This window comes from Clostridium sp. JN-9 (assembly GCF_004103695.1).
In the GTDB taxonomy this organism is placed as follows: Bacteria; Bacillota; Clostridia; order Clostridiales; family Clostridiaceae; genus JN-9.
Genome location: NZ_CP035280.1, coordinates 2,137,096 through 2,150,614 on the forward strand (window position 1 = coordinate 2,137,096; position 13,519 = coordinate 2,150,614).

Annotated in this window: 11 protein-coding genes; 2 read left to right on the forward strand and 9 right to left on the reverse strand. The window is 31.5% G+C overall.

Annotation, left to right across the window (positions count from 1 at the left end):
- Positions 1-99 precede the first annotated feature (99 nt).
- Positions 100-1,830, forward strand: coding sequence for a phospho-sugar mutase (locus EQM05_RS10180; protein WP_243108044.1), 1,731 nt, complete (start codon positions 100-102; stop codon positions 1,828-1,830).
- A 53-nt stretch (positions 1,831-1,883) separates the two neighbouring features.
- On the opposite strand, the gene EQM05_RS10185 is transcribed toward EQM05_RS10180, so the two are convergent.
- The 7 genes from EQM05_RS10185 to EQM05_RS10215 form a co-directional block, all read right to left on the reverse strand.
- On the reverse strand, positions 1,884-3,746 hold the full coding sequence (locus EQM05_RS10185) for an EAL domain-containing protein (RefSeq protein ID WP_128749938.1): 1,863 nt from the start codon (positions 3,744-3,746) through the stop codon (positions 1,884-1,886).
- Positions 3,747-3,923: 177 nt separating this feature from the next.
- A complete protein-coding gene (locus EQM05_RS10190) occupies positions 3,924-4,793 on the reverse strand; it encodes a DegV family protein (protein WP_128749939.1) in 870 nt (289 codons plus the stop codon).
- A 138-nt stretch (positions 4,794-4,931) separates the two neighbouring features.
- A complete protein-coding gene (locus EQM05_RS10195) occupies positions 4,932-5,567 on the reverse strand; it encodes an FMN-dependent NADH-azoreductase (RefSeq protein ID WP_128749940.1) in 636 nt (211 codons plus the stop codon).
- A gap of 238 nt (positions 5,568-5,805) precedes the next feature.
- On the reverse strand, positions 5,806-8,085 hold the full coding sequence (locus tag EQM05_RS10200) for a glycosyl hydrolase family 65 protein (RefSeq protein WP_128749941.1): 2,280 nt from the start codon (positions 8,083-8,085) through the stop codon (positions 5,806-5,808).
- A gap of 24 nt (positions 8,086-8,109) precedes the next feature.
- Positions 8,110-8,958, reverse strand: coding sequence for a carbohydrate ABC transporter permease (locus EQM05_RS10205; protein WP_128749942.1), 849 nt, complete (start codon positions 8,956-8,958; stop codon positions 8,110-8,112).
- Positions 8,958-9,836 (reverse strand): sugar ABC transporter permease, encoded by an 879-nt coding sequence (locus tag EQM05_RS10210; RefSeq protein ID WP_128749943.1) that lies wholly within the window; start codon positions 9,834-9,836, stop codon positions 8,958-8,960. Before EQM05_RS10210 ends, EQM05_RS10205 begins: the two co-directional genes overlap by 1 nt.
- Before the next feature lie 64 nt (positions 9,837-9,900).
- Positions 9,901-11,163, reverse strand: coding sequence for an ABC transporter substrate-binding protein (locus tag EQM05_RS10215; RefSeq protein ID WP_164917262.1), 1,263 nt, complete (start codon positions 11,161-11,163; stop codon positions 9,901-9,903).
- A 170-nt stretch (positions 11,164-11,333) separates the two neighbouring features.
- Here EQM05_RS10215 and EQM05_RS10220 point away from each other — a divergent pair, with 170 nt between their 5' ends.
- Positions 11,334-12,077: an AraC family transcriptional regulator gene (locus EQM05_RS10220; protein WP_128749945.1), complete on the forward strand. Its 744-nt coding sequence runs from the start codon at positions 11,334-11,336 to the stop codon at positions 12,075-12,077.
- Positions 12,078-12,134: 57 nt separating this feature from the next.
- On the opposite strand, the gene EQM05_RS10225 is transcribed toward EQM05_RS10220, so the two are convergent.
- Both EQM05_RS10225 and EQM05_RS10230 read right to left on the reverse strand, forming a co-directional pair.
- Positions 12,135-12,491, reverse strand: a complete 357-nt coding sequence (locus tag EQM05_RS10225; protein WP_128749946.1) for a NifB/NifX family molybdenum-iron cluster-binding protein — start codon at positions 12,489-12,491, stop codon at positions 12,135-12,137.
- An 85-nt stretch (positions 12,492-12,576) separates the two neighbouring features.
- On the reverse strand, positions 12,577-13,455 hold the full coding sequence (locus tag EQM05_RS10230; RefSeq protein ID WP_128749947.1) for a LysR family transcriptional regulator: 879 nt from the start codon (positions 13,453-13,455) through the stop codon (positions 12,577-12,579).
- Positions 13,456-13,519 lie beyond the last annotated feature (64 nt).

Sequence of the window (13,519 nt, forward strand, 5' to 3'; positions counted from 1 at the left end):
AATATACATATTGAACTTTACAAAGATATGTAACATAATAAATATACAGTATATACTTTGCAAAAATATACTACATAAATAAAGGAGGACCATTATACTATGGATAAAAAATACATGGACAAATATAATTACTGGAAAACAAATAAGTTTTTTAGTGAAGAAACCAGGGAAGAGTTAAAATCTATAGAAAATGATGAGAAGGAAATAGAGGATAGGTTTTACAAAGAACTTGAATTTGGCACAGCTGGTTTAAGAGGAAAGATTGGTGCCGGCACAAACAGAATGAACACATATATAATCTCAAGAGCAGCCAATGGTCTTGCAGAATATATTGAAAGTAAAGGTAAAAGCTATACAGAAAGAGGCGTTGCTATAGCTTATGACTGCAGGCATTTTTCTAAAGAATTTGCTATGACATCAGCATTGGTGTTAGCTGCCCATAATATTAAGGTTTATTTGTTTGAAAGCTTAAGGCCAACCCCTGTATTATCATTTACAGTAAGACATTTGAACACTGCTGCAGGAATTGTTGTAACAGCAAGTCATAATCCTAAAATCTATAATGGATTTAAGGTATATTGGGAGGATGGTGCTCAAATACTCCAGGAAACAGCTGATTCCATTACAGAGAACATACTTAAGGTTAAAGATTTTCAGGATATTAAAATTATGGACGAAAAGGAAGCTTTCAAAAAAGGCTTAATAACATACATTGGCAGTGAAATTGATGATAAATATGTTGAAAAGGTAAAATCTTTAAGTTTAAGGGATAATATCGACAAAAAAATAAATATAGTATATACACCTTTAAACGGTACAGGTAATATACTTGTCAGGAGAGTATTAAAGGAACGTGGTTTTACAAATATAAATGTAGTGCCTGAGCAGGAACATCCAGATGCTGATTTTACCACAGTACCATATCCAAATCCTGAAGATTCAAGAGCATTTGAATATGCAGAAAAGCTTGGACATAAAATTAATGCAGAGCTTCTTTTTGCAACAGATCCTGACTGCGACAGACTGGCTATTATGGTTAGAAATAATGATGGAAAGTACATAGCTTTTAACGGAAATCAAACTGGAGCTATTTTAGTAAAATATATTATTGAATCCATGAATGAACTTAATATACTTCCTTCAAATGGTGCCATTGTTAAATCAATAGTTACAGGAGATCTTGGAAAGGCCATAGCTTCTAAATATGGAGTTAAGACCTTTGAAACATTAACAGGATTTAAAAATATCTGCGGCAAAGAAGATGACTTTGAGAGAACTGGTGAAAATCAATTTATCTTTGGATATGAAGAAAGTATAGGATATGTTGCTGGAACTTTCGTTAGGGACAAAGATGCTGTTATTTCCTCAATGCTGCTTTGTGAAGCTGCTGCATACTATAAAAAACTTGGTAAAAACTTAAATGAAGTTTTAGAGGATATATATAAAGAGTATGGATATTACAAAGAAAATCTCATTTCTCTTGTTTTAGAGGGAATAGAGGGAAGTAACAGAATAAAAAGAATGATGGAAGGTTACAGAAAAGATTTCCCTTATGAAATAAATGGAGTAAAACTTAAACAATATATTGATTATAAATACAGTAAGATTACAGATATAAAATCAGGTAATGTGAGCAAATGCGATATTCCTGTTTCCAATGTATTGAAATTTATTCTTGAGGATGGTTCCTGGTATGCTGTTAGGCCATCAGGTACTGAACCAAAAATCAAACTTTACATGTATTCCATTGGAAAAAATTCATCAGAAGCTGAAGAAAAACTATCTGTAATGAAGGATATTATCCTTGGCAAACTTCAATCAATTAAATAATATTATTAATAACAAGGGCGGCAAAGCCGCCTTTGTTATTAAATCTTTATTCTTTAGATTAAATTTTCCTGTTTACAATAACTTTTTGCAAGGTTTTCAATTTCAACTGCAGGTAAAGGTTTACCTAAATAAAAGCCCTGAATGCAGTCAACGTCTGCATTAACTAAATAATCGTACTGAAAAGTATTTTCAACTCCTTCAGCAAGGGCTTCAATATCAAGCTTATGAACTAATGAAATTATACATTTTGTAAAGTCATTATTTTGACTAGACTTATTAATTTCATCAATAAATGACTTATCAATTTTCAATAAATCCAGGGGAAGTTTTTTCAAATAGCTTAGGGAGGAATATCCTGTTCCGAAATCGTCAAGGGCTATTTTAATTCCATATTTTTTCAATTCAGTTAGTAGATTTAATGTATAATCAAAGTCATCAATAAGCATATTTTCTGTTACTTCCAGCTCTAAATTTTCAGGTCTTATACCAGAATTTTTTACTGCTTTTAATACCATATCATAAAAGTTGGACTGTTTAAGCTGAAGAGGTGAAATATTAACAGCTATTGTTAAATTGCTCATATAGGTATCATTAATTTTTCTGGCAAAGCAGCAGGCCGTATTTAAGATCCACTCTCCAATGGATGTAATCAATCCAGTTTCCTCGGCTGTAGAAATAAACTCCAATGGATTTAAAAATCCCAGCTTTGGATTATTCCACCTTATTAGAGCTTCAAAACCTCTGAGTTTCTTTGTTTTTGCATAAAATTGGGGCTGATAATATAAGATAAGTTCATTATTAGCTATGGCTTTTCTAAGCATTAATTCTATGTTTAACTTTTTCAGAAGTTTATTTTTCATTTCAATATTATAAAATTGATATCTGTTTTTCCCCAGTTCCTTAGCCCTATACATGGCCGTATCTGCACATCTTATTAAATCCTCCACAGAACCTCCATCAGAGGGGAACACGGAAATGCCAATGCTTGCAGTCATGTTTAAAGCACTGCTTCCAATATAAAAAGCATCGTTAAATGTTCCTAGAATTCTATCTATCACTAATACAGCTTCATTTAAATCATCAGCATTTTTTAATATAATTACAAATTTATCACCGCTTACTCTTGATATAAAGTCGCTTTTTCTAATACTTAATTTAAGTCTTTCAGCACATTGTCTTAATAAATCATCTCCAAATACATGTCCAAGAGTGTCATTAATTCTTTTAAAATCATCTATATCAAGAAATAAAACTAATATCCTTTTAGTATTTCCTTTTGAATTTTCAATTTCATTTTTAAGCTGCCTGTAAAAGTATAACTTATTTGGCAGTTCAGTTAAATCATCATAGTAAGCCATATGTCTTATTATCTCTTCATTATTCCTTTTATCAGTTATGTCATGATTTGTTCCTGTAATGCCTATAACCTTTTTTCTCACATCAAATATGGGAGAAATAGTTACTTCAAAAACAGTATCTTTTCCATATTTATTTTCCGTGTAAATAGTTTTTCCAGTGGTTACAACTTTATTTAATACTTCTTCCCATTTGCTGATATGTTCCTTATTAGAAGTTAAATCACTAAACTTTTTTCCTACAATCTGCTTTATGGGCATATTCATATATTGTGAAAATCTCCTGTTTACAGCAGTAAAAACTCCGCTGATGTCACAGCTGTATATTATATCCTTTGAGTTATCCACAAGTGTTTTAAAACGCTCCTCACTAAGCTGAAGTAATTCATTGCTGGTTGATATTTCATCCAGCTGCTGTCTGAGCTTCTCCTCTGAAGCTGTAAGTTCCTTATATAGTTCACTTAATTCTTCATTATTATCTCTAAGCTTTTTTTTGGCTAAGAATATTTCTGTAAATGCTGCTTTTATTAACTTTATTTTTTCTTTTATTTCTTCAATCATAAGATATCTCCAATTTCGCACAATTATAAATAGTTACAATTAATTTCAGACACTTATTATTGTTCGACAAACATAACTAAACTCCTTTATAATATTACAATTTTAACCTAAAATAATTTATATATGAAAATAAAAAAGATTAAATAACCAAACTTATTTAATCTTTGAATCTTTTTATTATTCCCTGGAGTTTCCCAAAAAGAATAATGCCACTGTACCAGGTCCAGAGTGAGATCCTATTACAGGGCCTACATTATTTATTATTACGTTTTTAACTAAAATCTTTTCTAATATAAAATTTTTAAGGAATTCAGCATCTTCAAAGCAATCTCCATGACTAATGAATATTTTCTGTTTTTCCGGATTAACTGCTCTTTCAAAGAGCATATTTGCAAGAGCCTTTAAAGATCTTTTTCTTCCAGATACCTTGCTTTGAGGTGTTAATTTTCCTTCGTTGCTAACATTTAATATGGGTTTTATGTTAAACAAAGTCCCAATTTGAGCAGCACCTTGAGAAATCCTGCCCCCTCTTGTTAGAAATTTTAAGTCATCCACTGTAAACCAGTGGTTTACCTTTAGCTTATTATGTTCCACCCAGTTTATTACTTCTTCCTTTGAGCATCCTTCCTTAAGCATATTATATGCTTTATATACAATAAGTCCCTGGCCTAAAGATGCGCTCCTTGTATCAATGACACTAATATCAGCATCCCTGTATTCTTCTAAAACAATATTTCTTGCCATAGTTGCACTGCTGACACAACCGCTAAGTGCTGACGAAAACCCTAAATATATAACTGAATTTCCTAGCGATACTGCTTCTTTAAATGCATCTGCAAAAGTCTGAACATTAATTTGGGAAGTTGTTGTTATTTCACCTTCCCTTAGAGCAGAATAAAAATCTTTATATTTAATGGTCTTTCCAAAGTCATCTTTATATTCCTTATTTTTAAAATGAACTGTTAAACTTAATATCTTAATATTGCTGTTTTCAACAAATTCCAAAGGAAGATCACTGCAGGAATCTGTTATTAGTACTGTATTCATATTATATAATACTCCTTCCTTAACTCTTTTATTATTATGCACTTAAAATAAAAAAGTTATAATATAGATTATATACATATTTTAAAAATATGTATATAACCATTTAGGAATAGTACTAATATTTATTAAACATATTTATTAAAATGACAATGCAGCTTCCTTTGCCTCAGCTATTGCCTTATTCTTTATTTCTTCGGCTTTATCAGGCATTGCACTCATGCCCTCAGCAATAATAGACTGCTTGTCTGTTATCCCTATAAAACTTAAAACAGTATTAATGTACTTATCTCCCATTTCTAAATCAGCAATAGCTTTATTGGTATATATTCCGCCTCTTGCCTGAATATGAATAGCTTTCTTATTGTTTAAAAGTCCAATAGAACCAGTTTCTGTGTATCTAAATGTTTTATTTGCTATGCATATATTATCCAAATAAGCTTTCATCATTGGTGGTACAGTGAAGTTCCAAAGTGGTGTAACAAATATATATTTGTCAGCAGCCATAAATTGTTCCAGTAAATTATTCATAGCTGATATTTTTTTCTGTTCTTCCTGTGTCAAATCCCCAAAGCTCATGCCTTTACCAAACTTTCCCCATGCATTTAGCACATCTCCATCAATTAATGGTACATAGATTTTATATAAATCTAACATAGTTATCTCATCCTGAGGGTTCTTCTTCCTATATATTTCTAAAAAGTTCTCTCCAACAGTTAAACTAAATGAATCTTCTGTACTTTTAGGATTTGCAGTAATATACAATACTTTTGACACTTTAACATTCCCCTTTTCATTTTTGTTATTTTCTTAAGACTTAAATATTACTTTTACATTGTAATTTAATTATACAAAGTAATACCCTTATTTATGCATACCCTATAACTTTATATAAGTATATTATAATAAGTTATTTGCAATGTCAATAATAAAACTTAAAATTATTTATAGTATTTATATAGACAAAAGGCTGCCACACTAATTATTCAGCGCAGCAGCCTATTATTAATTAATATCAAATTTTCTCACATATGATGCTGTCATTTGCTATGGAATGCATCTTGTCATTAACCTTAAGATTAATAGGAACTTTCGTCCTCACCTGTATTTTTGTTTCACTTTTTCCCATGGTAACTTTTACCTTAGCACCCTTATATAAAAATTTAAATTGAAGTTTATTCCACTGTACAGGGAGTTTTGGATTTAAAGCAATGTAGTTTTCTTTTATTCTAAGCCCTGCAAAGCCAAATACTATGGCCATCCATGTGCCTCCCATATTTGCAGTGTGGATGCCATCCTTTGTATTTCCATTGGTATCATCAAGATCAAGCCTTGCTGTCTTAATAAAATATTTATAAGCCTTATCATAGTAATTCAGCTTTGAGGCCATAATACTATACACGGCATAAGAAAGAGAAGAATCATGAGTTGTGATTTTTTCATAATAATCATAAGAATTCTTCATTGTTTCATAGTTTGTTTCATTTTCCACTAAAAAATGTGCAAGCACCGTATCAGGCTGTTTAAGTACCTGATATCTGTATATTGTAAGCGGGTGATAGTGTAAAAGCAGAGGATAATTATCCTTTGGAGTATGCTGAAAATCCCAAATGGCCTTTGATAAAAAGGTATCATCCTGGGCATTTATCTTAAGATTGCTGTCATAAGGCAGATACATGCTTTGTGCAGCTTTCTGAAACCCTGTGATTTCATCCTGTGAAAGATTTATTTTGCTGCATAAGCTGCTCAAAAAGCTGCTGTCTTTTTCCTCAAGCATATTATATATTTTCACTGCCCACTGAAGATTATATTTTGCCAGCACATTAGTATAATAGTTGTTGTTAACTAAAGTTGTATATTCGTTAGGGCCTGTAACACTATCTATTTTAAATAGTCCATTATCATAATGCCCTATTTCAATCCATATTCTTGCAGTTTCAAAAATAACCTCTGCACCAAATTCCTTAATAAAATCCATGTCACCTGTTACCAGATAATATTGAATGTAAGAGTATGCAATGTCGCCATTTATATGATATTGAGCTGTACCAGCAGGGAAATAAGAGGAACATTCTTCCCCATTTATAGTCCTCCATGCATAGGCTGCCCCTTTCTTATGTCCCAGCTCCCTGGCTCTTTTTCTTGCAGAGTCCAAAATTGTATATCTGTACCTAAGAAGCTTTTTTGCAATTTGAGGACTGCACAGAGTTAGAAATGGCAGAATATAAATCTCACTGTCCCAAAAATAGTGACCTTCATAACCTTCTCCGCTTAACCCCTTGGCAGAAATATTGCTTACAGAGTCTTTACCTGCAGACTGCAGAATTTCATACATATTATATCTTAATCCCTGCTTTAAAGCCAGATCGCCTTCATTATCTATGTCTGCAGTACTCCAAAACCTCTTTAAATAATTTTGCTGGCTCTTTAAAATTTCATTAAAACTCAGAGTGCAGATTTTATTAATAAGTGTGTATCCTTTTTTTGCAGGATCTTTGCATCGTCTTGAGTCTGTATATATGTTATATTTGTTGAATTCAATTATTTTATTGCCTGGCTTTACTTTAAACACTGCCATAACTGACTTTTCATGCCTTTCATAGGATACATTGAATTCTCCGCTGCACATATGTTTCGTATTAACAGCCACACTTTGTTTTGAGCTTTTTGTTTCTGATAATACCTGAATTACATCATTCTGTACAGAGGTTGATTTTACGTCTAATATATTTTCATTACCTGATGATACTCGCATATCCATCTTATCTACATAATTTTTAACATCACCGTTTATTCTGGATTTAATAATAATATCATCATCAAAATTAACCTTTTCAATTTGGTAGTTAATTGCAAAAAGTTCTAAATATTTAAATGAAGCAACTCTTGTTATTTTTAATTTAATTTCTTTACCATCTGGGAATACATAATCGACTTCTCTTCTATAATATCCTTCTTTCATATTTACATATCTGTTAAAGCTTTTTACTGTGCCTTTAAACATGGAAAACTTTTGATTATTGATTATTAAATCAATATCCTGGCTATCTGTAACATTAACTATTTTCTGCATTGTTTCAGGATACCCATAAGCTTTTTCACCGTAGGAAACAGATGCTGTTTCATAAAAGGCGTTAATATAACTTCCCCTTATTGTAGGCATATTATCAGCATATCCTTCTTCAAAGTTTCCTCTTATACCTATGTAACCATTAGCTACATTAAATATACTTTCACTTTTTAACAAATCTTTTTCATTTAAGCTATTATCACTTACTATCCAATCATCTTTCATTTTCATTGAGCCCCTTTTCCACTGCTATTGTTTAACTGCGCCATCCATTACACCTTTAATAATGTATTTCTGTGAGAATATATAGAATATAATTATAGGTATAATAGTAAGCACAAGACCTGCCATTGCTAAGTTCCATTGGATTGTAAATTGTCCAAAGAAGTAAAATGTTGAAAGAGGAATTGTCCTATGTTCAGGACTTCTAAGTACAAGTGAAGGAAGCAGATAGTCATTCCAGGTCCAGATTACATTTAATATGGCAACTGTCACTGTAATTGGTTTAAGTGTTGGAAATACTATTTTCCAAAAAACCTGAAACTTATTACATCCATCTATCATAGCTGCTTCTTCAAGGGATATAGGTATGCTCTTTATAAATCCATGATATAAGAACACAGATAAGCTGGTACCGAAACCTACATACATAAAAATAAGTCCATAGTAGGAATCTATCATACTAAACCCGATGGATTTAATTTCCCAGTTACTCATATACTGCATAAGCGGTATCATAACAGCTTGGAATGGAATCAGCATTGTTGCTATTAACAGATAATATATAAAATTTGAGACCCTTGATTTATTTCTGACTAATACCCAGGCAGTCATGGAAGAAAATACAACAATCAAAATAATACTGAAAACAGATATAATAAGTGAATTGAAGAATGCCTTCCCAAAATTCATTCTCTCCATAGCAGTGGCATAATAAGAAAAGTCAAATGGCTTAGGTAATCCCATGGTATCCGTAAATATTTGTGCTCTACCTTTAAAGGAATTGATAACCATAATGTATATAGGAAATAAAGTAAAAACTGCAATAATCCATCCTAATATTGTTAGTGCAGTTGATTTTTTTGTTTTCCCTTTCATTACATTTCAACCTCCTTTTTTGAAGTAAAGTATACCTGTAGTAAAGTAATTACCATAATCACCAGGAAGAACACAATAGCTTTTGCCTGAGCTACAGCATATTTATTATAACCAAATGCTGTTTGGAATATATTCATTGTTATTAATTCTGTACTTCCAAAAGGTCCTCCATTAGTTAAAGATAAGTTGGTATCATATTGCTTAAATGAATTTGAAAGAGTTATAAATATGCTTACTGTAAATGCAGGTGAAATTAAAGGAAGAGTAATCTTTGTAAATTTAGTCCATGCATTTGCGCCATCTATTTCAGCAGCTTCCAAAACATCGTCAGGGATACTTTCAATTGAAGCTATATATATTATCATTACATATCCAGCCATCTGCCACACTCCGACTACAACTAAAGCCCAGAATGCTGCAGTTGGATTATCAAGCCAGTTAAAAAACACCTTTGAATTGTGAATTGCTGTGCCTAACTCAGTAAAAAACCTAGTGAATACAAATTTCCATATAAATCCTAAAATTAATCCTCCTATTAAGTTGGGCATAAAAAATACTCCCCTTAACAGATTTCTTGTTTTAATTTTTGAAGTTACAAGTAAAGCAAGAGCTAAGCCAACTACATTTACAAGTATTACCATAATTACTGTATACTTTGTAGTAAGCCAAAATGATGATACAAATTTTGCATCATTAAATGCTGCTCTATAATTTTTTAAGCCTATAAAGGAAGATCCTTTAAAAGCAAATCCATCCCAATTTGTAAATGAATAAATAATGCCCATAATAAATGGAATAATAACTACATTTACAAATGCAAACAGCGAAGGTATGACAAATAAAGCTGTAGTTATTTTGCCTTTAATTCCTTTATTCATTTTAACTCCTCCAATTTTTATTAATTTAAAAGCCTCATTTGAGAGGCTTTTAATTTAAATTATTTTATTTTTTAGCTGCATTAACCCATACATTATTGATTTCATCAAGAAGCTGATCAGGTGTTGACTGACCTGCATAGAATTTTTCCATAGCACTTGCACAATCTTTATCAACTCCGGCTGGGAACAAATTGAAAGTCCAAGGTACTGTCTTACCTGAATCAGAGTATTTTGAAACTTCCTTTGCCAGTGGATTTAATGAACTTGTATTGAATCCAGTATATGCTGGTATAAGTTTAAATTTATCAGTTACATATTTCTGACCTGTTGGATCTGTAAATAACCAGTCAAGGAAGCTTTCAGCTCCTGCCTGCTGTTCCTTTGTAGCATATTTATTTACATGGAAGAAGTTAGTGTTTCCAACAGCTATTGCAGTATTTCCATTAACAGGCATTCCTATCATGCCCATTTCAAAGTTTATTTTATAGTCATCAAGAACTGATTGTGCCCAGTTACCCTGGTGAATAATAGCATATTTACCTTGTGCAAAACCTGCAAGCTGATCATCGTAACTGTCTTTAGCAAGATTTGTATATGGTTTTAATTTATTCAAGTCTTCAGCATATTGTTTTACTTCTGGTATATCCTTAAGTTTAAGACTTCCGTCGTTAACTTTTGCTATTTTATCTTTATAGTCGCTCATTACTGCAAAAGGCCAGTTAAAAGGATGCATAAACTGGAAATATGTTTCTTTTGCAAAAGCAAGAGGTTTTACAACTCCTTTAACCTGAGCAAGTTTTTGACATGCAGCAACCAAATCATCCATGGATTTAATATCATCTGCATTTATTCCGGCTTCTTTAAATATAGTTTTGTTATATATTAATCCAAAGCCTTCAATTGCCATTGGCAGACCATAAAGCTTGCCATCTTTCATGGAATCTTCTTTTTGTCCTTTAACTATCTTGGATGCTGATTTTGTAGAATCAAGCGGAGCCATGTATTTGTAGAACTTTTCAAATTCACTGCCGCTGCCGCAAGTGAAAATAGTTGGAGCTTTCTCTGGAGTTGATGCAAACTGAGATTGTAATGTAGTTACTAAATTATCTCCTGCAGCTCCTAGAATCTTTACCTCCACATCTTTGTGAGAACTGTTGAAATCTTTTGCTGCGGCTTCAAGCTGCTGCTGAATTTCAACTTTGTTTTGAATAACCGTAACTTCGGCTTTTTTACCTGTACTTGAGGTTTGTGTTGCACTTGAACCACACCCGACCAATGCTGTTGAAGCTATGGTCAAAGCACAGGCAATGCTAAGAAATTTTTTCATTTTTATTCCCCCCATTTTAATAAATAAAAAACAAAACGATTACCGTAAATTTTGTAGGCATAATTATTATTAAACCTACATTGACATTATATAGTAAAAAGTTATATAATCTTATAGATACTTAATATATTTTATACTTTATTAAGTTTATTTCATTGAGGTGATCTGTTTTGGATAATATCTATAAAAAATTAGAATTAAGCATGGCTAATAACAGGTTCACATCATATGTACACCCTTCTTATGAGCTGGAGAAAAAACTTATAGCTTCCATGCAGATGCTTAACAAGGAAGAAAGCATTAAAATACTCCATAAAATAAACTCTCTTGAAAGAGCTCATTTATCAAAACAGCCCATTAATTCTTTAAAATATTCACTAGTAGGTTCATGTACAATTTTCACCCGTGCAGTTATTGAAGCTGGGCTGGATACTGAAACTGCCTTTATGTTAAGTGACTATTATATAAATCTTATAGATGAGGCAAAAACCAGACAACAAACTGAGGCCCTGGAATATAAAATGTTAAATGATTTTATACAGGTATTAAAGACCAATAAAGAATATATTTATAATCCAATGATTAATCATGTAATTTACTATATCAGAAAACATATAGAGGAACCCATCACATTACAGGAATTAGCATCCTATGTAAATGTACATCCAAATTATTTATCTTCCAGCTTTAAAAAACAGGTAGGGAAAACCTTAACTGAATACATAGATGAACAAAAGATAAATGCAATTAAAATTTATATGCAAAATACAAATCTTAGTATTAACGAAATAAGTTATACATTTAACTTTAACTATGTAAGCTATTTTTCCAGTTTTTTTAAGAAACATACAGGATTTACTCCTATGGAATATAAAAAGCAGATCTTCAGCAAGACATCTGCACTTAGAAGATAAAGCACTAACTCTATAGAAAGTAAATATCTATACAGTTAGTGCTGTTTTTGACTTTTTCTAATTATTATGGTGTTCTCCATGGTGATTGCATACTATATTTTTATCTTCCAGAGTTCCATTAATGTACTGTTCAACAGCCTTCATATATTCTCCGGATGCTCCTCTGATTACCCTTAGGCCTTTTTGCTGCAATCCTGAAATTGCACCTGCTCCTATGCCTCCTGTTATGACCACCTCTGCGCCATGACTTAAAAGTAAATTTGCCAGGTTTTCATGCTGATGTGTAAATTCTGCTGAGGATATTTCCTCCACACCTTCAACTTTTTTGTTTTCTACTGTTACTATAACAAAGTTTCTGCTCATTCCAAAATGCTGATTAATCAAATTACCATTGCTGGGTATTGCTATTTTCATAATTAATGGCCTCCATTCATTATTGGCATATGCTATTTATATTATATATTTGTTATACATTTCTGTCAAATGCCAGAAGCAATACTTACTTTAAACAAAATGTTATAAAATGTTTCACAAAATCTGCATCACTATCAGCTAAATACACAAAATTAAATTCTCTTGATATATTAATGCCTTTTATTTTTACTATTTTAAATTTTCCTATATCAAGCTCTTTTTTGATAGTTTCCCTGGACATTATGGAATATCCCAGGTTAGCTTCTATTAAAGATTTAATTGCAGAAATACTGCCTATCTCCATATATGGTCTGTAATTATTAAGATTGTAACCTAATTCTAAAACTTTATTTTCAAAAGTTTCTCTTGTACCAGATCCTTTTTCTCTTAATATTAATTGTCCATTTAAAACATCATCTATTTTTACATATTTTAACTTTGAAAACTCATGCTGATTTGAAACAACCAGTACTAATTCATCATCCTTATATTTAATGTGTTTGAACTTTTCCTTATGAAAGTTTCCCTCAACAAATGCCAGATCTATTTTTCTGTTTAATAATTTATCAATTATCTCCTCTGTGTTATTAACCTGAAGAAGTATGTTTATATTACCAAAGCTGTTCTTATAATCTGCAAGCATAAAAGGAAGCACATACTCTCCAATAGTCATTGATGCACCTACTTTATATGTTTTATTTATGTTATTTTTATTTTTTAGTTCTGACTCTAAACTTCTATTAATGGATTCCAGTTGTTTTGCATATCTATAAAGGATTTTCCCTTCCTCAGTGAGTTTTATAGTCCTTCCTGCTTTTTTTATAAAATCAGCACCATAATATTCTTCAAGGAACTTTATATGCTGTGATACTGCCGGCTGAGTAATATTTAATATTTCACTTGCTTTTGTATAGCTCTTAATCTGAGCCAGCACAATAAATGTCTGCAGTCTTACATCCATCATAAGTTTTATCCCCCCTAAGGCATTCATTTATATATTATAACAAATTCTTATAAAAACATAATTA